The sequence below is a fragment of the Sinorhizobium sp. Y406 genome (assembly GCF_058732025.1).
Window position 1 is genome coordinate 1,122,614 of sequence record NZ_CM178975.1, and the last position, 20,379, is coordinate 1,142,992.

Consider the following 20,379-nt stretch of genomic DNA (forward strand, 5'->3'; position numbering starts at 1 on the left):
CAAGACCGATTACGGATGGCTCTTCACGAACTCCGGTGCGTTTTCGCAGGTCGTCAGAACAGCGTTCGGCGTCTGGCGCTCTTCGATCTTCTGGCCGGCGGCGACGGCAAGCGCGGATTCGACGGCGAGAACGCCCATCTTCTGAGTGCTCTGCGTTGCGGTCGCGATGAACGGCCCCTTGCATTTTGCGAGGTATTCGAGGGCCGAGACGTCACCGTCATAACCGCCGATAATCACCTTGTCGGAGAGATTGGCGACATCGACCGCCTTGGCCGCACCCATGGCGAGACCGTCGGCCTGACCGAAGATGATCGTGATGTCCGGATTTGCCTGCAGCATATTCTGCGCGATCGAGAAGCCCTCGTCGGCCGACCACATGTTGCTCCACTGCTGGTCGACCAGTTCGACACCCTTGTTCTCGTCGATGGCGCGCTTGCAGCCAGTGAAGCGATCGACTTCCGGCGTCGTGCCCTTCTGGCCGTGGATGATCGCCATCTTGCCCGAACCTCCGGCCTTCTCGATGATGTGCTTGCAGACGGCATAGGCGGATTCGACACTCTCGCCGGCGATGAAGGTGTCGCCCGGTGCGCCGTCCGGAACGCGGTCGACGTTGATCACCGGAATGCCGGCTTCGCGGGCAAGGCGGGTCGGCACGGCAGCGGCTGCGGCGCCAGCCGGGATATAGATGAAGGCGTCGATGTCCTGGGTCATCAGGTCCTGTACCTGGCTGACCTGCGTGTTGGTGTCGTTCTTCGCGTCGACGACGATCACATCGACGCCCTTTTCCTTGGCGTGCTTTTCGACGCCGAGTTTGATCTGGTTGAAGAAGTCGGCTTGAAGGTTCGGAACGGCAAGGCCGATCTTCTTGACCTCAGCGGCGGATGCAGGAAGCGCGAGGACCGAAGCGGCAGTTGCCGCCATCAGCAGCGTGGACAGTTTCATAGTTTCTCCTCCGAATTGGCCGGTGACGCCCTGACCTCGCAGGCGGTCACCTTCTCCTTTGCCGGCCCGCACCATTGCTGACCGTTTTCAGCACCCCGTCGCGTCTCGGAAACGGGGTGAAAGTCGTTATTTCCGCCTGCGGTAAGTTTCGGCGGTGACGGCGAGCACGATGACGGCGCCGATGATGACCTGCTGCATGAAGGGCGATACGCTGAGCAGGTTGAGACCGTTGCGTAGGACGCCGATGATCAGCACACCGATGACGGTGCCGCCAATGCCGCCGGTGCCGCCCGAAAGAGACGTGCCGCCGATAACGACCGCCGCGATGGCGTCCAGCTCATAGGAAACACCCGACGACGGCTGGACCGAGTCGAGACGAGCCGCGAGCACCATTCCGGCAAGGCCGGCAAGGAAGCTGCAGACGACATAAACGAGCACGGTCGCTCGCTGGACGTTGATGCCGGCGAGACGCGCCACTTCGGCGTTGCCGCCGATGGCATAGAGCACGCGCCCGCCGTGGCGGTAGCGCTGGTAGAGAAGGCCGACGATGAAGACCACGATCATCAAGGCAACAGTCGGCGTAAGGACGCCGCCAAAGCGCACGATGGCCATCATGTTGAACCAGGCCGGAAAACCGATGATCTGCTGGCCATCGGTGATCATGTTCGCAAGGCCGCGCGCGATCGACATCATGGCGAGCGTCGCGATGAAGGCCGGTACGTTGAAGCGCGTTATGAGAAGGCCCGCGATGAGGCCGTTGAGCGAGGCGGCAGCGAGCGCCAGGGGAATGGCGAGCCACATCGGCACGCCGGCCACGACGTTGAGGTAACCGAGCACCATCATCGCCAGCGCCATCACGGAGCCCACAGCAAGGTCGATACCGCCGATCAGGATGACGAGGGTCATGCCGACGGCCATGACGCCCAGCACCGTGATCTGGTCGAGCACGTTGAGGAAATTCCGCACCGATAAGAACTTGTCCGTCGCGAAGGTGAGGAAGAGGCACAGCACGATGAGTCCGATCAGCGGACCAGTCGCGCCCTTTAATGACGGAAGCTGCCTTACGGCAGTCCCTTGCTTCTCTTGCACTGCAGCCTGCATGCGCGTCCTCCCGCATCATCCGCCTCCTCATTCGGCGGACTTGGCATATTTATTCAATGGTGCGTGTTAATTCGTACAGGATAACTCAGGGGCCTGTCAATATCACCGACTCAGGGATATTCTGCGGGAGCGACGCGCATTTGCGCTTGACTTGCTGGACCGACGTGCAAGTATATGTGTAACTGTATATTTATTCATCACGAGGATTTCATGCAGCCGAACGATCTCGACCGTATCGCTCGACAGATCCGCCTCCGCGATCTGCAGGCGGTCTTCGAAGCCGGCGCCGGCCATATCGGCGGGGAAATGTCTGCCATCGACATTCTGACGGCGCTCTATTTCCGCGTGCTGCGCATCTGGCCCGATCAGCCGAAGCATCCGGATCGCGACCGTTTCGTGCTGTCTAAGGGCCATGTGGCGCTCGCGCTCTATGTGACGCTCGCCAAGCGCGGCTTCATTCCGGAGGAAGAGATCGGCACGTTCCTGAAGCCGCATTCGCGTCTCAACGGGCACCCGAACTGCACCAAGGTTCCGGGTGTCGAGACCAATACCGGGCCGCTCGGTCACGGCCTGCCGGTCGCGGTCGGCATGGCGAAGGCCGCGAAGCTGACTGGCGCGAAGTACCATACCTATGTGATGACCGGTGACGGCGAGATGCAGGAAGGATCGAACTGGGAGGCCATCGCGTCGGCCGCACAGTTCGGCCTCGACAACCTGACGCTGATCATCGACCACAACCGCTTCCAGCAGGGCGCGGCGCTGAAGGATACGAACAATCTCGCCCCCTTCCCCGCCAAGCTCGAAGCCTTCGGCTGGGATGCCACCGAGATCAACGGCAACGCCATGGACGAAATCGTTCCGGCGCTGGAAAAGCGCGGCAACCGCCCGCACTGCATCGTCGCCCATACGAATAAGGGCCACGGCATTTCCTTCATGCAGGACAAAGTCGAATGGCACCACAAGGTGCCGAATGCCGAACAATACAAGATTGCCGTGGCTCAGCTTTCGGAGGCCCTGTGATGAACGTCGTGACACCTTCTGCCAAGCTGCACGACTGCCGCGACGCCTTCGTTGCCGTACTGGAACGCCTCGGCGCAGACAATCCCAAGGTCGTGGCGGTGTGCAACGATTCCGTCGGCTCGTCCAAGCTGGGCGGCTTCAAGTCCAAATGGCCGGAGCGCCTCGTCAATGTCGGCATCGCCGAACAGAACATGGTCGGCGTCGGCGCCGGCCTTGCCAATGGCGGTCTCCTGCCCTTCATCTGCGGCGCCGCCTGCTTCCTGACCGGCCGGTCGCTGGAGCAGATCAAGGCCGACATCGCCTATTCCAACGCCAATGTGAAGCTGGTCGGCATCTCCTCGGGCATGGCCTATGGCGAACTCGGTCCGACGCACCACTCCATCGAGGACTTCGCCTGGACCCGCGTGCTGCCGAACCTGCCGGTGATCGCGCCCTGCGACTCGATCGAAACGGCTGCGGCCGTAGAATGGGCGGCCTATTACGAAGGGCCGGTGTTCCTCCGCCTGTCGCGCGTCGGGGTTCCGGACCTGCTGTCGGCCGGCCACAAATTCGAGTTGGGCAAGGCCAACCTGCTGCGCGACGGCGACGCCATCACGTTGATCGCTAACGGCACGCTGTCCCACCGCATGCTGAAGGCCGCCGACCTCCTTGCCGAACAGGGGATCGAGGCCCGCGTGCTCAACATGGCGACGGTCCGCCCGATCGACGTCGAGGCCGTGGTGGCCGCCGCCCTTGAGACCGGCGCCATCCTAACGGCGGAAGAACATTCGACGTTCGGCGGCCTCGGTTCGGCCATCGCCGAAATCGTCGTGGCTGAAGCGCCGGCGCCGATGAAAATCCTCGGCGTGCCGGGCACCTTCGCCCCCACCGGTTCCGCCGAGTTTCTGCTCGACGAATTCGGCATGTCCCCTGCTGCCATCGTCGAAGCAGCCGTCGCATTGATTGCACGGAAATCTTCCCGCACATGATAGTGCGCGTTTAGATCCCGTGCCGGGCGCGGCAAGTCCTCCCTTTCGCCGCGCCCCCAATTGCTGCCTGCCGGAGCCGCCATGACGACCGCAATTCTCGCCATCGACCAGGGCACCACGAACTCGAAAGCCGTGCTCGTCTCCACGGCCGGCGAAATCCTGTCGCGCGGGGCCTCCCCGGTCGGCATCGAACACCCACAACCGGGCTGGGTCGAGCAAAGCCCGCTGCGCCTGTGGGAGTCCGTACAGGAGGCGATTGCGGCCTGCCTGCAAGCCGGCCCCGAGGTCGACATCCTCGGCATTGCGATTTCCAACCAGCGCGAGTCCGTCACCGTCTGGGACTCAGCCACCGGCAAACCTCTCGGCCCGGTGGTGAGCTGGCAGTGCCGCCGCAGCGCACCGGCCTGCGCCGAACTGACGGCGTTGGGCCATGCCCCGCGCGTCCAAGCGCTCACCGGCCTGCCGATCGATCCGATGTTCCCCGGTCCCAAGATGAAGTGGCTGCTGGACCGGGTACCCTCGGGCCATGACGTCCGCATGGGCACCATCGATGCCTGGCTCATCTATTGTTTCACCGACGGCGCGGTCCATGCCTGCGACGCCGCCAACGCCGCGCGCAGCCAGCTCTACGACCTCAACCGGCAGGTCTGGAGCGAAGAACTCTGCGCCCTGTTCGGCGTGCCCAAATCCGCCCTGCCCGAGGTGCGTGACAGCGCCTCCCGCTTCGGCGTGACGAAGAACGTGCCGGGTCTTGCGGACGGCATCCCGATCGCCTCGGCTATCGGCGATAGCCATGCCGCGCTCTTCGGCCACGGCGCCTTCAATCCTGGCGACGGCAAGGTGACCTTCGGCACCGGTTCGTCGATCATGACGACCCTGCCGCACTTCATCGCCCCCGAGCAGGGCATTACCACGACGATCGCCTGGTCGGTTGGCGGAAAGCCGACCTATGCCTTCGAGGGCAATATCCTCGTTTCTGCCGCGGCGCTACCGTGGATGGTCGAGATGCTCGGCCTTCCCGACGTGCAGGCATTGACCGATCTCGCCGCCACGGCCGAGCCCGGCGGCCCCGGTTTCGTGCCAGCCTTCGTCGGTCTCGGAGCGCCCCATTGGCGTTCCGATGCGCGGGCGTTGTTCTCCGGCATCACCTTCAACACAACACGCGCACAGATGGCTCGCGCCGTGACGGATTCCATGGCCTTACAGGTCCATGACGTATTCAAGGTCATGTCGGCACAGTCACCGGCGCCGCTTGGCCGCCTCTACGCCGATGGCGGCCCGAGCAAGAACACCTTCCTGATGCAATGCGTTGCCGATACACTGAACCACACCATCACCCAGTGCGACGCACCCGAAGCCTCCGCGCTCGGCGCGGCCTATCTCGCCGGTCTCTCGCTGGGTGTCTGGGCGGATATCTCCACCATCGCCGCCCTGCCGCGCGCCAGCAACGACATCGCCCCGCGTATCTCCGACAACACAGATCGCCTCCTAGTTTGGCAGGACGCAATCTACCGCTCGACCGTTCCGGGTCCTTCAACTATGAGTGAATAAAAATTCACCGCTCTGGAGGACCCAATGGGACGGCTCAACGAGCTTCGACTGATCGCCCGCGTTGCCCAGATGTACCATATCGATGGCAAGCGGCAGGCGGAGATCGCCGAGATCATGCACATGTCGCAGGCGACCGTTTCGCGCATGCTGAAGCGCGCCGAACAGGAGGATATCGTCCGTACGACGGTCATCCCGCCGCCTGGCACCTTCGCCGAACTCGAAACTGCGCTACGCCAGCGCTACGGCCTGACCGAAGCGATCGTCATCGACTGTTCGGAAGACCGTGACGGGGCGATCATGGCGCGCATCGGCGAGGCGGCAGCGCACTTCCTCGAAGTCACGCTGCAGCAGGACGAGATTGTCGGTGTCTCAAGCTGGAGTCAGACCATCCTGCGCATGGTGGACAACATCCACCCGCTGAAGAACGCCAAGGCCAAGTACATCGTGCAGATCCTCGGCGGCATGGGTGACGCCTCGGTGCAGACCCATGCCACGCAGCTGACTGCGCGCCTTGCACGACTGACCGGAGGCGAGCCGCGGCTCCTCCTCGTGCAGGGCATCACCTCCTCACGCGAGGCGAAACTCGTCATGCTCGCCGACCCGGTCGTGCGCGAGACGATGGACCTCTTCGGCCGCCTCAGCCTCGCCATCGTTGGCATCGGCGCGGTGGAGCCGTCCGAACTGCTCGCCCGTTCCGGCAACACCTTCTCCCGCCAGGAAATGGCGATGCTGCACGAGGCCGGGGCGGTCGGCGAGATTTCCTACCGATTCTACGACAAGGACGGAAAGCCGGTCGAAACCCCGCTTAACGACCGCGTAATCGGCATCTCGCTGGACGACCTGCGCAAGACCGACCGCGTTATGGCGCTGGCGGGCGGAGAATCCAAAACTCAGGCCATCGCCGGCGCCCTGAAATTGGGCATCATCGATGTGCTTGTCACCGACAAGTTCACTGCGGCACGCCTCACGGCCTGATCCATTCGGAACCAGTCTTCGGCCTGCTGCGCTTATGGAGGAAAGGTCATGAGGCGTTTTGCAGGTCAGACGGTATTCGTCACCGGGGGCAACAAGGGCATCGGGCGCGGTATCGCCAAGCGTTTTGCCGACGAGGGCGCAAAGGTGGCAATCGCGGCGATCGAAAAGGACACGCCCGCAGCCGCCGAAGCGCTGGCACAGGAAACCGGCGCCGAGGTGATCGGCCTTGCACTGGACGTGACCGACGCTAAGGCCGTACAGGAGACCTACGGCGAGGCCGAAGCGAAGCTCGGCGCCATTTCCGTCTCCGTACAGAATGCCGGGGTCATCACCATCGCCAAGGTCGAGAACCTCACAGAGCGCGAATGGGACCTCAACCTCGATGTTAACACCAAGGGTGTCTTCCTCTGCTGCCAGGAGGCAATCCGCCGCTTCCGCGCCCGCGGCACCAAAGGCCGCCTCATCAATACCGCCTCCGGCCAGGCCCGCCATGGGCTTCATCTACACCCCGCACTATGCCGCCTCGAAATTCGGTGTGGTCGGCCTAACGCAGAGCCTTGCAAAGGAACTCGCCCGAGAAGGCATCACCGTCAACGCCATTTGCCCCGGTATCATCCACACTGAGATGTGGGACTATAACGATCGTGTCTGGGGGAAAATGCTCGGCGATTACGGCCCGGGCGAACTGATGACCGAATGGGTCGAAGGCATCCCCATGGGTCGCGCTGGCACGCCTGCCGAAGTCGGCGCGCTCGTCGCCTTTCTCGCCTCGGACGATGCCGCCTACATTACCGGCCAGACCATCAATGTCGATGGCGGGCTGATCATGTCCTAGTCATATCGTGTATTAGTGCTAACCGCACAATCTAATGCACGGACTAATGCACGGACTGGGCGCGCATCGGATGTCGCGCGCCTTTACGGGACGCGCACCTTACCTAGGGAGTAGCGGGCAAAACCACGGTCTTGAGCCGGATCGAACCATCGACCCCATTAATCAGCATGGTGACGCATCGGCACAGTTGCGCCCTGCGCGGGTGAGCCCGAAGGGCGGCCACGTTGGTTGACGGCGTGGCGGGGACCGGCGCGACTGCTACACGGCACTCCGCGAGAATGGAAACCCGACTCTGGAGACCCCCACGGTCCTCCAACATCCTGTTTCCATCCATGCCGATTTCAAGACGGCAGGAGAGCTTAGATGTTCGAGATGGCTGGGCCGAGAACACTTTCGGCCGCCGCAAGCAGGCGTGGCAGGTTTAGCCTTCCGTCCAGCGTCGCACCAAACTCGTCAGGCGCCAGTGGCTCGAGCGTTGCCAATTGACTGTCCAGCAAGGATGTCGGCATGAAATGCTGGCGGGATGACATCCGTCGCAACAGATTCTCGCGCTCGACGTCGATGTGCAGAAAGAACACGGCATTGGCCATGGAAAGCCGCTGTCTGTAGGTCCGCTTGAGCGCGGAGCAAGACACAACTACGCCATCAGCATGCTTCTGGAGACTGTTAGAAATCCGGTCCAGCCAGGGCCAGCGCATGTCGTCGTCGAGCGGAAGCCCATTCCGCATCCGCTCAATATTCTCAACCGGATGCAACTCGTCCCCTTCCACAAACTTAAGCCCGAGCCGTGTCGCCAGGCACGCGCCGATCGTCGACTTGCCGCAACCGCTCACGCCCATGACGACGATGCGCGGCGCACTCATAGGGTCAGCCACCTGATCGGCAGCATGACGATCTCGGGGAAGGCCGCGATCATGACCAGCACGACGAGATTGACCGCGTAGAACGGCATTGCTGCGGCGACGAGGCGCGGCGTCGGCACCTTGGATACGTAGGCTGCGGCAAATAGACAGGTCCCGACCGGCGGCGTTGCCAGGCCGACCGCCAGGCAGGCGACCATGTAGATCAGGAAATGCATCGGTTCCACGCCCGCAGCAACGGCCGCCGGCATCAGGACGGGGATCAGCATCAGTGCCGCCGCAACGATGTCCATCAACATGCCAACGATGATGAAGATGAGCCCCATCAACATCAGCGTCATGAACGGCGACCCCCCGAACGTCGACAGCACACCTGAAGCCTTTTGCGGCAAGAGATCGACCGTGAACACGAAGGTGGCTGCACTCGCCACCATCAGTATGAGAAGAACCGAGCCTGCCAGCCTCCCTGAACTGATGGTGAGCTCGACAACGTCCTTGAAACCGATCTCCCGATGCACGATGCCGGCCACGATCATCGTGTAGAGCACCGCCAAGCCGGCCGCCTCGGTCGGGGTCACGACGCCTGAGAACATGCCGGTCAAGATGATGATCGGGGCGCCGACGGACGGCAGTGCCCGGAATAGCGAGCGCGCCGAATGGCGCATGCTGAAGTTGGTGATCGCACCATAGCCCTTCTTGCGCGAAATGATCGTGTTGTAGATCGCCAGGGCGACAGCGAGCAGAATGCCGGGGCCAAGGCCTCCCGCGAGTGCCGCACCGACGGACTGGCCAGCAGACGCGGCCGCAACGATGATCAGGATCGACGGCGGCACCAGTGTTGCCAGCGTCGAGGTGATCAGGGTTAGAGCTGCAGAATAGGGCCTCGGATAACCGCGCGACGTCATCGAACGGATGGTGATCGGACCGAGGCTGGCGATGTCGGCAACGGAAGACCCGGAAATCCCGCCGAACACGAAACTTGAGGCAATGTTGACATGGCCGACGCCCCCGGGGAGCCGGCCGACCAGTGCCTCGGCGGCGTCGAAGATCCGCTCGGACAGCCCGCCGCGCTCCATGATCTGGCCAGCAAGGATGAACAGCGGAACCGCGATCAGGAGGAAGGAGTTGATCGACGTCGCCATCGACTGCGTGATCATCGAAAGCGGCAGATCGAACCACCAGAGCGTCACGACCGACGACAGACCGAGCGCGACGGAAAGCGGAACGTCGAGCAGCGCCAACAGCGCGAAGACAGCGATCAGCGTGTAGCTCATTTAACGGCTCCTTCGTGATTGCCGAGCACCGCGACAGCGACGTCGTCTTCATTACCTTGCGCGATCGCATTGACCGCGGTTCCGACAATGGCGAGACCGGCGCCAAGCACGAGCGGCAGGGTCGCCAGCCACATTCCGATCTGAAGGATCGCAGATTCCTCCCCAAACCTGATCTGCTGCATCATGAGATGCCAGCCCTGCCATGTGACAACCCCGAACAGGATCATTGCGCTCACAGCCGGGATAAGCCGGTAAGCGATTCGCATGGAGGCCGGGATCAGGCCGGTCAGGAAATTCAGCGCGGGATGCTGACCGTTGCGGAAGCCCGCCGCAAGGCCGAGCCAGATGGTCCAGATGAAGAGAAATCGCGAGAGCTCTTCGGTCCAGGCCACGGAGTGTCCGACGAGGCGGGAACCGACCTGAAGCGCAATCAGCACCACCATGCTGATGACGGCGACAAGCAGGACGGCATCGACCACCCGCCAGATGATCTTGTCCAGGAGTTGCATGACGTCCTCTTTCTGGCGAACCGGGGCGCCGAAGCGCCCCGCAATCGGATCAGTTCGCCTTCACGAAGTCGATGCTCTTCTTCATGAAATCGGCACCGATCTTATCTTCGAATTCGCCATAGATGCCGCGGGCGATCTCCTGAACCTTCTCAAGCTCGCCGTCGGCGAAGTCATTCACCTGCATGCCCTTTTCCTTGAGCTTGCCGATGATCGCCTCTTCCTGCCGGATCTCCTCGGCGTCGTGCTCGGAAATCATCAGTTCCGCCGCTTCCTGTACAGCGTCCTGGTGCTCTTCGGGAATTTTGGCCCAGGCAGTCGACGAAAGTCCGAGAAGGAAGCTGTCAGCGAGGTGCTGGGTCATGTTGAGCTGACCCTGAACCTCGTACAAGCGGTTGTTGTACGGGACCTCGACCGGGTTTTCCTGCCCATCGATCGCCTTGAGCTGCAAAGCCGAATAGACCTCTGAGAAGGCCATCGGCGTCGGGTTGGCGCCTAGCGCCTGGAAGAGACGAACGAACAACGGATTGTTGGGCGTGCGCAGGGTAAGTCCCTTGAAGTCTTCTGCCTTGGTTATGGCCCGGTCGCGCGTGGTCACATCGCGGAAGGTCCGCAGGAAGAAGCCGAGCCCCTTGATGTTCAGGCGATCCAGCGAGGTCAGCAGTTCCTGACCCGGTTCGCCGGCGAGATAGGCCTTCAACTGATCGTAGTTCGCGAACAGGTAGGGCAAGGAAATGGCATTCATCTTCGGCTCGAAGGAGGCGTAGACGGATGTCGCCAGGATCAGGCCGTCCAGAGCTCCCGAGCCAAGCTGATTGATGGCCGCATTCTGATCCTTGCCGAAGAGCACGCCATCGGGGAAGACCTGGATCGTCACCTCGCCGCCGGTCTTCTCGTTGACCAACTCGGCGAACCGGGTTGCGGCGCGACCGACGGAACTGTCGGCCGGATCTGGTACGGCCAGGCGAAGCGACGTCTGTGCGAAAGACGGCGCAGCAATCCCGCAACCGGCTGCTATCATCGCAGCCACGGCAATCCCGCGCATGACGGCGCGACGGGTGGTGTTAAGTTTCTTCATGATCGGGTCTCCTCCCTTTACTTAAGATCAGTCGTGCAGGGGGCTGCCCGGGGGCAGTCTTCCGTTCCGACGTTTGAGTTCGAGTATCAACGCCGAATGGTCGAGGTCTCCACCTCCATGGTCGACCAGTGACGTGAACAGTCCGTCCGCGAGTCGGAGGACCGGTAGTTCGAGGTTGAGCGCGGCGGCCACATCGAGCGCCGCCCTTGTATCCTTGATCTGGTATTTCGCGGGCCCACCCGGCGCGAAGTCGCCGGCGATCATGCGCTGACCGTGAAGCTCGAGAATTCGCGAAAAGGCAAAACCAGCCAGCATCGCTTCGCGCACCTTGGCCGGGTCGGCGCCGCCCTCCTCTGCCATCAACATGGCCTCGGAGATGGCAACGATCGTGCTTGCGACCAGAAGCTGGTTGACCAGCTTTGCCAGTGCTCCCGTTCCGGCGGGTCCGATATGCACCACCCGGCCCATTGCTGACAAAACCGGGTTGGCCGCTCTGACGTCTTCGATGTCGCCGCCCGCCATGATCGAAAGGGTGCCGGCCTTCGCCGCCGGAGTTCCGCCCGAGACAGGTGCATCGAGCCAGCGGAGCCCCAGCTTTCTGGCCTTGTCAGCCATCAGTTGGGCGTCGGCCATGCCAATGGAGGACATGACGATCAACAGCGCATTCTTGCGCATGGCGCGCGCGGCGCCTTCGGGACCGAAGAGAACCTCATCACAGACGCGACCGGACGACAGCATCACCACGACCCAGTCGGCGTCGATGACAGCGCCTGCCGGGTTGCCGGCAGGGCCGGCTCCCATTTTGGCGAGTGACTGTGTCTTGTCGGCGCTACGGTTCCACACCGCAACATCGAAACCGGACGCAACGAGGTTGGCCGCCATCGGTCCGCCCATCAGCCCCGTACCAAGCACCGCAACGCTGCCTCTGCTCATCGCTTGATCCTCAAGGTGCAACGCGTTCGAAGAAGCCTACCGACCCTTCCGTGACAAGGCTCAAGGCTTGCCTGAACCGCGCCAGATGCGGAGTTTTCAAATGCGCTTCGAAGGCGGCCCGGTCGTCATAGACTTCGTAGAACATCACCTTTATCGGCGAGACGCGGCGGTCCACGACGACATCGAACTGTTGGCATCCGGGTTCATTTGCAACGGAGTTCTCTGCGTCGTCCCTGGCGGCCTCCAGAAAGGTCTCTAGGCGGTCTTCGGCGACGTCAAATTGCGGCAGGACGACATAGCTCATGCCGCAACCTCGGATGTCGGGCCCATGGTGCGCACCTGTTCACGACGCAACTCGACCACGTCGAGATCGTCCACGAGTACGACATCGGACATGCGCACAACCTGGTCGCGCCTGATCGGCTTTTTGAGCTTGACGTTGTGAGCGAGGCCGATCGGCAGGGCATCGATCTCACTGGAGATCGTGGCCGGAATGGCCTTGGCCCAGACGGCGTACCCGCCCTCGCCATCGAGCATGTCGCCGGCCTTGAAGTCCCCCTTGGCTGTCGCAACCGCGTCACCGCGATATTCCTTCGACGAGCCGGTGGGTTCGCCGCGAAGAATCGCCGAAAGAACGGATACGGAGGTCTCCAGTCCGATCAGGTGGAAGGGGCGCCACATGGAGCCGTACCAACCGGTCTTGTCGGTCAGGAGGCCATACTGCTTGAAGCAGTCGCGGGTATATGCATCGGGCGCCTTGAAGGTGACGAACATGCCGTAACGGATGTTGTTCAACACCTCACGCCCATCGGGCTCCTGGCTTGCCGCGATGTCGACGAGACCGGCCTTCGGCAAACGACCGCCTTCCGAGACGGGTTTGAACACGGATGCCAAGTCCTGCAATCCAGACGGATAGAAAGCCAGTCCGTCGTCCGGGCAGTCAAGCCCGGTGCCATTGGCGACAGCGGCCATTTCGATTGCAGCCTTGGTTCCGTCGGTGAAGGAGTTGTACATCTTCGGATTGAAGTCGCCCTTGGCGACTTCTTCCTCGGTCCAACCGAAGTAGCCCCAGACGGTATCCGGCGTCGAATAGCGGTAACGCGGCTCGAAATTCATGCCCTTGCCGGCGGAGATCAGTTCGAAGCCGCAAGACCGGACCCAGTCGACGAGTTCACAGATGAAGGCCGGCTGGTCGCCATAGGCCATCGAGTAGACGAGACCCCTGGCCCGCGCCTTGGCCGCCAGGATCGGGCCGCACATCACGTCAGCCTCGACGTTGACCATGACGATGTGCTTCATGCCGTCGATCGCCAACAGCGCATGACGGGTGCCGGCAATCGGATGCCCGGTCGCCTCGATGATACATTCGATGCCCTCGAAGGCGCAAAGCGCGGCGGCATCTTCGGTCACGAAGGTCTTGCCGGTGTCCATCGCATCAGACAGGGACCGGGCGCCGTACTCGTCTTCCTGCCAGCCGGTGCGCTTCAGCGAGGCACGGGCCTTGCCGGCATCGAGATCCGCAACGCCGACGATGTGATAGCCGGCAATCTTGCGGGCCTGAGCGAGCACCATCGAGCCAAACTTGCCGGCGCCAATCAGGCCGACACGAATGGGGCGCCCTTCGGCATGACGCGCGGCAAGCATCGAATAAAGGTTCATAGTGGATGACTCCGTCTTGCGGCCACAGGGCCGGAAACTCAAAGCGCACGCAGGTAGGGCGCCGACGATCGCGTTTCCGGGCACCGATTACGGTGGTACCGCAGACGAAGATTTCGGTATTTCCTCCCAACGTGCCGACGATCTTCGTCGGACGCTGGTATCCTTCGGCAAAGAGACCCGCAGAACAATTTAAATTATCTGCCCGATTTTGTAGCTGAGCTAATCAATCAGTGATCGATCTTCGTTATACCAGATCTGAGCCTCGCGCTTGATCCACTCGATGAAGCGCTTGACGCGCGTGCGCCTGAGATGGGTGTAAGGGCAGACAATCCACTGGGTCGCAATCCGCATCTCGGGGGGATTGGCCACCGCGACGACGAGCCGGCCGTCCTTGAGTTCTCGCTCCATCATCAGATTGCTCTCAAGCGCAATGCCCATGCCCAGCACCGCCGCATCCACCACCATGTGCGACCGGTCGAAGAAGAGCCGCTTTGAAGGAATATCATGGGTGACGCCCTGATGGGCGAACCAGGACTTCCACTGAATCTGCGCTTTCACCGAATGGATGAGCCGATGTTGCAGAATGTCCGTGGCCGAGAGCGAATGCGCACTGGCAAGGGCCGGCGAGCACACCGGCAGGAAACGTTCCTCGACGAGTTGTTCCACATGGAGGCCTGGCCAGCGTCCCGCTCCGTGACGTATCTCGATATCGACCAGATCGCGATTGAAGTCGGTCGGCTCATTGGAGCCGTCGAGACGGATATCGATCTGGGGATTGACATCGAAGAAGCGTGGCAGGCGTGGCAGAATCCACTTGGTGGAAACCGTGGGCGTCGCCCTGATCGTCAGAAGGGTGGAGGTCTTATTGCCACGCATCATCTCGGTCGACCGAATGATGTCTTCGACCTGTTGGGATATCAGCTCGTAATAGCGCTCGCCCGCCTCCGTCAGCTTGATCTTTCTGCCCACTTTAGCGACGAGCGTGCTTCCCAGCTGCTCCTCGAGAACGCGGATCTGCTGGCTGATCGCCGAGGGCGTTACGTTCAGTTGCTGGGCGGCTGCGGACACCGAATTGAGCGTGGCCACGTGATAGAAGATTGCGATGGATCGGAATGGAGTCACGAGCGAATAATGCTTCAATTCTGCTAAACAATCAGACGATCTTTGCCGCATTTGCTTAAAAGTCAACTGGTCGATCGTTGATAGCTCGAGCACGGTGACGGTGGCGCGGCGGAAACATCTTCTTGAGCCGAAGCTAACCGAAGACCCTGCAAACAACACTGCTTAAGCTGCCCCTGCCTTTAAGGGTTCGAACTGAAGCTGTTATCCGGACTAAAATAGGCGACTCCGTTAATTAACGAAACTGCCATTTCGTTTATTAAAGCGACATGCTAATTAAAGGTGACAGACTTAGCCGAACTGGAAAGTGCATTGAGAAACGACATCGCTGATAACAAACGCCTTGGTCGTTTTGTGGAGACCGCTGTTGGCGGCGAGCGCGTAAAGGCTTTCATACCTCCACCTCTCCCCCCTACTCCCCTGATCGAAATCACTGGCCTGTTGACGCGCCTCAGTGCGGCGGAACGCGCTCTAGGACGACTTGATGGCGTTTCCATTCTGCTGCCGAATAAGGAACTGTTCCTTTACATGTACGTGCGCAAAGAGGCTGTGCTGTCGTCCCAGATCGAGGGCACGCAATCGACGCTTTCCGATCTCCTTCGCTTCGAGACGGAAGCATTCAGCGGCGAGCCGGTCGACGACATCCGCGAGGTCTCGAACTACGTCGACGCCATGATGTTCGGCCTCGAGCGGATGCAGCAGTTGCCCCTGTCACTGCGCCTCATCCGGGAAATGCACCAGCGGTTGCTGGATAGCGGTCGCGGTGGCACAAAGAGCCCCGGCGAATTCCGTACCTCACAGAACTGGATCGGCGGCACGCGTCCGGGAAACGCCATGTTCGTACCTCCTCCGCCGAATGAAGTCATGACCTGCCTCGGTGACTGGGAGAGATTTATTCACGAGGATACGCCGAGCATTCCGCCGCTGATCAAGGCGGGCCTTATCCATGTCCAGTTTGAAACCATCCACCCGTTCCTGGATGGTAATGGGCGCCTCGGCCGACTCCTGATCACGCTCTTCCTTTGCGCCGCGGGCGTGCTGCGACAACCTCTGCTTTACCTGAGCCTTTATTTCAAAACGCGCCGGGCCGATTACTACCGGCTTCTGCAGGAAGTCCGAGAATATGGAACGTGGGAAGCCTGGCTCGAGTTTTTTCTGGAGGGAGTGGCCGAGACTGCGGATCAAGCTTTTGAGACCGCCAACCGTATCGCACGCCTCTTCGAGGACGACCGGGAACGCATTGTGAGGGAATCGGAGCGGACAGGATCGGTCCTCCAGATCCACGAAGCCATGCGCACGAGCCCCTATCTGACTGCCGCATCCGCGGCGAAACGAAGCGGACTCACGGTGCCAACCGTGAATGCAGCGCTGGACCAACTACAGAAACTTGGCATTGTCGAAGAAGCCACCGGGCGACGCCGCGGCAGGGTTTTCGTTTATCGCGCATACATGGACATTCTCGGCGACGGCGCGGGCAGTTGATGTCGCACCTGCACAGAGCTGGCCAGGTTCCAGTCGATACATTATGCGACATTCCAGGCAGAGAACGAGAGGCCTTGCGTCGATACCTCAGAACCCTTCTGGAGTACGAACTCTCGTGGCGGCAGCGTCACGCTGGACATGTAGGTTGGCTTCAGAGGCCTGCACATTCAATGAGGACGGCAACCCCCATGCCCGGTCCGGCGGTTGCGTGGCGGTCCCGGTCAGTTGAGGCGGAGGCCCGACCTGGCGTCGAAGAGATGAAATGTCTCCGGATTGCCGCGCAAGTGAATCTGTTCGCCCACCCGGATCGTGGCATGCCGCGGGAATTCGACGGTGAGCATCTGTCCCTCGCCGATTTCGACATAGCCGTAGGTCTGGCTGCCCAGCCGTTCGGCGACCGCCAGCTCGCCGCTGAACCAGGCCTCTAAGTCGAACAGCTTTGTTTTGGAATTCGCTCATCCTCACCAACTTAGATCAAAATCGACCTGCTCATCCCAATATCTCCGAAAGTTGAACGTCGCTTTAATTTCAACCAAAAAAGCAATACATTTGGCTGCGCAAGTCAGCAATTGATTGAACGGTGCGAGGCACCTTGCGTCGCGCGCATCAGCCAAATCCTGCTGGTTGACGTTGGACTGCAGCTCGCCGAAGGCGCCCTGGAACTCGCCGCGCATGGTTTCGGTGAGGTCGCCCTCGGCCAGCGCCGAGATCACCCGGCGGGTTTCGGCGACGCCGCGGTCGACGGAAGTCACCAGTTCGTTTACCTGGCCGGCGAAGCGGTTGAGGTCGGCGTTGTCATAGTCCTTGCTGATGCGGCGGGTGAAGTCTCGGAAGTCCAGGTCGTACGTAACGTATTTAGTTCGTGAATCACACCTTCACTCGGCTGATCTCGCCTCTGGCGAGGTCGGTCCTGCGGATCGTCAGGAGGAGTCGTAGGTGTCACCCAGCGTTTGGCGGGGAGCGGTGAGCATCTTGCCCGAGACCCGTCGGAGAGGCACAAGGGTGTCTGAGGCTGGCGGGATGAAAGGGTCGAGATGCTGAGGTTTTCACGGAGAGCTGACCAGGATCAGGTCAAAGCCGCTAGCCGATCGATGCAGGTCGCACTCGCGCCGGGAGCGGCGGCAATCGCGCAGCCTTCCCGGCTTCCAACGCTTGCAGCGACGGCAGCAACGGTGGCCGTCCTCTATTTCGCCAGCGAAGTCTTTCTTCCATTGGCGATCGCCATCCTGCTTACGTTTGCTCTGGCGCCGTTGGTTTCGCGGCTACGCAGGGCCGGCTTGCCGCGCTCGGTGGCCGTTCTCGGCACGGTCGCGACAGCTTTCTTGTTTCTCTCCGTTTTTAGCGCTGTCCTCGCAGTGCAGGTCAGTGAAGTGGCGCAGAATCTCCCAACCTACCAGTACAACATTATCGAGAAGATCAGGGTTCTGAAGGAGGCGGGAGCGGAGAGCCAGGTATTCGAACGCCTGAGCCGCGTCGTGGAAAGGATTACCACCGAAATCAGCCGGCCCAAGCCCGAAACCGCCCTGTCTCCCCAACCGGAACCGGAGCCAAAGCCGCTGCTCGTGGAGATTTTTTCTCCAGAACGCCCGATCGAAACCCTGAGGAATATCATCGATCCCCTGCTGGGGCCGCTCGCCACGACCGGTCTCGTCATTGTCGTCGTCATCTTCATGCTTTTCGAAAGGGAGGACCTGCGCGATCGCTTCATCCGGCTCGTAGGTTATGGAGACCTGCACCGCACGACCGAGGCCCTGCAGGATGCCGGCGCGCGGGTCGGCCAGTACCTGCTGATGCAGCTGGTGGTGAACATCGCGTACGGAATACCGCTTGCTATCGGTCTCTGGTTGCTCGGAATACCCAATGCGGTCCTGTGGGGAATGCTTGCCATTGTGCTGCGCTTCGTGCCCTATATCGGCCCGGTCATCGCGGCGAGCCTTCCCCTGTTTCTAGCCTTTGCCGCGGCTCCGGGCTGGGCCCTGCTGGTATGGACAGCGGCCCTGTTCATTGTCCTCGAGCTCGTCAGCAACAATGTGGTCGAGCCTTGGCTGTACGGCTCGCGGACCGGCCTTTCGCCGCTTGCGATCATCGTTGCAGCGATCTTCTGGGCTTGGCTCTGGGGCCCGGTCGGACTGGTGCTGTCGACGCCGCTGACGGTTTGCCTCGTGGTGCTCGGTCGCCATGTCCCGCAGTTCGAGTTCCTCGAAATTCTGTTGGGCAACGAACCTGTGCTCAACCCCAAGGAGCGGCTTTATCAGCGACTGCTGGCCGGGGATCCGGACGAGGCGACCGACAATGCGGAGGAGATGCTCGAGGAGAAATACCTCATCGAGTTCTACGACACGGTCGCTATACCCGCGCTGCTGCTCGCGGAACGCGACCGAGTGCGAGGCGCGCTGGCCGAGCCGCAGGTGGCTCAGATCGCCCAGAGTGCGCGCACTCTCGTCTCCAATCTGGAGGAGATCGCCAGTGAAGAAGAGGAGGAGGAGGAGGAGGAAGAAGGGTTTGGCGAAGAGACCGGTGATGGAGACGAGCAGTACGACTTGCCTCTTGGAGATGGAAAATCCGTGCTGTGCATCGGCGGACGGGGCGATCTCGACGACGTAACTGCATCGATGCTGGCACAGGTCATCCGAGTCCAGGGGGCGGAAGTTGCTTCTGCGAGTCATAGGGACTTGAAGCCGGGCGCTATCCGAGGGCTCCCCTTCGCCGGTCGCAATGCGATCCTCGTGAGCTTTCTCGACCAGGATTCGCTGCGACATGCCAGGTTCATCGTGCGGCGGCTGAAGCGCATTGCGCCAATGTCGCGCATCGGTATCGTGCTCTGGCACGAGGACGGTGCGTCAAGGACCGAGCTGGTCGAAGAGCTACAAGCGGACTTTGTCGTGTCCGCAATCGCCGAGTCCGTCCGTGAAGCGCTTTCCGAAGAGCTCGCCCGGCCATTGAAGGCTGTGCGCGCGAAAATTGCCCCCCGCCATCACTTACGTAAGCGGAAGACCTCTGCGGAGAAAGCCTCCCCCTCAGGCCAGAATACGGGCTAAGTTCGGTTGGAGGCGACCGCTGTTGCGGCTGTCCCGCGGCACCCGAAGGCGCCGGCGAGCTTGCGGCTGAGGGCGCGGGCGGGCGAGACGACGGACCTCCTGCCGCTGCCAGCGGCGCGCAGCACCGCCATACCGGCCTCGATCTTAAAGCTGGCGATCAGCCGCGCTAGGTTTGCCGCCTCGTCGGCAAGCCGGTTGGTCGCCGCTGTCGATTCCTCCACCATTGCCGCATTCTGCTGCGGCGTCTGGTGCGGCCCCCTTTGCAAGCGCAAACCGGTCAGCAGCCCCCTTGCCGGCCAAAAACCGACCCTTCGGTCCGGCGCCCTTGACTGGATTCGAGTACCCCTCCGGTGATGGCCGCCTTGCCGACGTAGGCTGAAGACTACAATTCCTAGTGCAAGCACTACGAGTAGTCCTATGACGAAGCATCAGATTGAGGTGATTACGTCGGTCGAGCGGCGTCGGCGCTGGTCTCGGGAGGAGAAGGAGCGGCTGGTCGCGGCGACGCTTGAGCCAGGCGCAAGCGTTTCGAAGATTGCGCACTCGGCCGGCATTCAGGTGAGCCAGCTCTTCCGCTGGCGCAAGGAGCTCTGCCAAATCTCCGCGCCGTCCGTCCCGCAGCTCGTTCCGGTGGAGGTCGTCGAAGCGCTGCCAGCACCGGCGATCCCGCCCGAGCCGCCGCCGGTCTCCCGGCCGCGCAAAAAGGCACGCATGATGATGATCGAACTTGGCAATGGCCGTCGTCTCCGGGTCGAGAGTGACGTCGACATCGAAGCCTTGGCCCGCATCCTCGATGTGTTGGAGCGATGATGATCCCCGTCCCGAGCGGTGTGAAGGTCTGGCTGGCGACAGGCTATACTGACATGCGGAGAGGCTTTCTCGGCCTGTCGCTGATGCGCGAGATGCGTGTGAGCATGGAGTCGCCTGTAGCAAGAATGCTAACTTTTGTCACGACTGACCAGATCGCACATCCAAGCGGCTTGTGAGCGACTGGTACAATCGTTGGCGGATGGAAAAAGGAGCTTGCGCGCGCGGGGA

At 61.6% G+C, this 20,379-nt stretch carries 18 protein-coding genes and 3 pseudogenes; 8 read left to right on the top strand and 13 right to left on the bottom strand.

The genetic code is table 11. The features are described 5' to 3' along the window. Positions 1-9 precede the first annotated feature (9 nt). Complete coding sequence (locus tag AC4P1R_RS22125; protein ID WP_492177860.1) at positions 10-942, bottom strand: substrate-binding domain-containing protein; 933 nt, start codon at positions 940-942, stop codon at positions 10-12. A 126-nt stretch (positions 943-1,068) separates the two neighbouring features. Beyond that, on the bottom strand, positions 1,069-2,043 hold the full coding sequence (locus AC4P1R_RS22130) for an ABC transporter permease (RefSeq protein WP_492177861.1): 975 nt from the start codon (positions 2,041-2,043) through the stop codon (positions 1,069-1,071). 210 nt (positions 2,044-2,253) lie between these two features. Here AC4P1R_RS22130 and AC4P1R_RS22135 point away from each other — a divergent pair, with 210 nt between their 5' ends. From AC4P1R_RS22135 to AC4P1R_RS22155, 5 genes and pseudogenes are all read left to right on the top strand, one after another. Further along, positions 2,254-3,063, top strand: coding sequence for a transketolase (locus tag AC4P1R_RS22135; RefSeq protein WP_492177862.1), 810 nt, complete (start codon positions 2,254-2,256; stop codon positions 3,061-3,063). Then, on the top strand, positions 3,063-4,031 hold the full coding sequence (locus tag AC4P1R_RS22140; protein WP_492177863.1) for a transketolase family protein: 969 nt from the start codon (positions 3,063-3,065) through the stop codon (positions 4,029-4,031). Before AC4P1R_RS22135 ends, AC4P1R_RS22140 begins: the two co-directional genes overlap by 1 nt. Positions 4,032-4,112: 81 nt before the next feature. Then, entirely contained in the window at positions 4,113-5,582 is a 1,470-nt protein-coding gene (locus tag AC4P1R_RS22145) for an FGGY family carbohydrate kinase (RefSeq protein ID WP_492177864.1), read from the top strand. Between the two features lie 24 nt (positions 5,583-5,606). Further along, positions 5,607-6,557, top strand: a complete 951-nt coding sequence (locus tag AC4P1R_RS22150; protein WP_492177865.1) for a sugar-binding transcriptional regulator — start codon at positions 5,607-5,609, stop codon at positions 6,555-6,557. A gap of 48 nt (positions 6,558-6,605) precedes the next feature. Beyond that, positions 6,606-7,392 (top strand): annotated as a pseudogene (locus tag AC4P1R_RS22155) (SDR family oxidoreductase). A 359-nt stretch (positions 7,393-7,751) separates the two neighbouring features. Here the strand turns inward: AC4P1R_RS22155 and AC4P1R_RS22160 are convergent. From AC4P1R_RS22160 to AC4P1R_RS22195, 8 genes are all read right to left on the bottom strand, one after another. Next, a complete protein-coding gene (locus tag AC4P1R_RS22160; protein WP_492177866.1) occupies positions 7,752-8,255 on the bottom strand; it encodes a gluconokinase in 504 nt (167 codons plus the stop codon). Next, the gene (locus AC4P1R_RS22165) at positions 8,252-9,526 is read right to left on the bottom strand and encodes a TRAP transporter large permease (RefSeq protein ID WP_151612468.1); all 1,275 of its coding nucleotides are present in this window, start codon (positions 9,524-9,526) and stop codon (positions 8,252-8,254) included. The genes AC4P1R_RS22160 and AC4P1R_RS22165 overlap by 4 nt, the downstream gene beginning before the upstream one ends. Further along, positions 9,523-10,035 carry a TRAP transporter small permease gene (locus tag AC4P1R_RS22170; RefSeq protein WP_492177867.1) on the bottom strand — a complete coding sequence of 171 codons (513 nt, stop codon included), beginning with the start codon at positions 10,033-10,035 and terminating at the stop codon, positions 9,523-9,525. Before AC4P1R_RS22170 ends, AC4P1R_RS22165 begins: the two co-directional genes overlap by 4 nt. A gap of 49 nt (positions 10,036-10,084) precedes the next feature. Next, positions 10,085-11,110 carry a DctP family TRAP transporter solute-binding subunit gene (locus AC4P1R_RS22175; RefSeq protein ID WP_492177868.1) on the bottom strand — a complete coding sequence of 342 codons (1,026 nt, stop codon included), beginning with the start codon at positions 11,108-11,110 and terminating at the stop codon, positions 10,085-10,087. Positions 11,111-11,137: 27 nt separating this feature from the next. Continuing rightward, complete coding sequence (locus AC4P1R_RS22180; RefSeq protein ID WP_492177869.1) at positions 11,138-12,043, bottom strand: NAD(P)-dependent oxidoreductase; 906 nt, start codon at positions 12,041-12,043, stop codon at positions 11,138-11,140. 10 nt (positions 12,044-12,053) lie between these two features. Beyond that, on the bottom strand, positions 12,054-12,347 hold the full coding sequence (locus tag AC4P1R_RS22185; protein ID WP_151612476.1) for a putative quinol monooxygenase: 294 nt from the start codon (positions 12,345-12,347) through the stop codon (positions 12,054-12,056). After that, the gene (locus tag AC4P1R_RS22190) at positions 12,344-13,702 is read right to left on the bottom strand and encodes an NAD(P)H-dependent oxidoreductase (protein ID WP_151612478.1); all 1,359 of its coding nucleotides are present in this window, start codon (positions 13,700-13,702) and stop codon (positions 12,344-12,346) included. The genes AC4P1R_RS22185 and AC4P1R_RS22190 overlap by 4 nt, the downstream gene beginning before the upstream one ends. A 219-nt stretch (positions 13,703-13,921) precedes the next feature. After that, the gene (locus AC4P1R_RS22195) at positions 13,922-14,875 is read right to left on the bottom strand and encodes a LysR substrate-binding domain-containing protein (protein ID WP_492178816.1); all 954 of its coding nucleotides are present in this window, start codon (positions 14,873-14,875) and stop codon (positions 13,922-13,924) included. A 258-nt stretch (positions 14,876-15,133) separates the two neighbouring features. Here AC4P1R_RS22195 and AC4P1R_RS22200 point away from each other — a divergent pair, with 258 nt between their 5' ends. Continuing rightward, a complete protein-coding gene (locus tag AC4P1R_RS22200) occupies positions 15,134-16,303 on the top strand; it encodes a Fic family protein (RefSeq protein WP_492177870.1) in 1,170 nt (389 codons plus the stop codon). Positions 16,304-16,524: 221 nt separating this feature from the next. Here the strand turns inward: AC4P1R_RS22200 and AC4P1R_RS22205 are convergent, their stop codons facing one another. Then, positions 16,525-16,740 (bottom strand): TOBE domain-containing protein, encoded by a 216-nt coding sequence (locus AC4P1R_RS22205; protein ID WP_492178817.1) that lies wholly within the window; start codon positions 16,738-16,740, stop codon positions 16,525-16,527. Between the two features lie 183 nt (positions 16,741-16,923). After that, positions 16,924-17,130: pseudogene (locus AC4P1R_RS22210) on the bottom strand (methyl-accepting chemotaxis protein); the annotation flags it as partial. A gap of 207 nt (positions 17,131-17,337) precedes the next feature. Between AC4P1R_RS22210 and AC4P1R_RS22215 the strand changes: the two are divergent. Continuing rightward, entirely contained in the window at positions 17,338-19,341 is a 2,004-nt protein-coding gene (locus AC4P1R_RS22215) for an AI-2E family transporter (RefSeq protein ID WP_492177871.1), read from the top strand. On the opposite strand, the pseudogene AC4P1R_RS22220 reads toward AC4P1R_RS22215, so the two are convergent. After that, positions 19,338-19,589 (bottom strand): annotated as a pseudogene (locus AC4P1R_RS22220) (methyl-accepting chemotaxis protein); the annotation flags it as partial. The gene AC4P1R_RS22215 and the pseudogene AC4P1R_RS22220 sit on opposite strands and share 4 nt — an antisense overlap. Positions 19,590-19,758: 169 nt before the next feature. Between AC4P1R_RS22220 and tnpA the strand changes: the two are divergent. Continuing rightward, positions 19,759-20,151: an IS66-like element accessory protein TnpA gene (gene tnpA, locus AC4P1R_RS22225; protein WP_492177872.1), complete on the top strand. Its 393-nt coding sequence runs from the start codon at positions 19,759-19,761 to the stop codon at positions 20,149-20,151. Positions 20,152-20,379 lie beyond the last annotated feature (228 nt).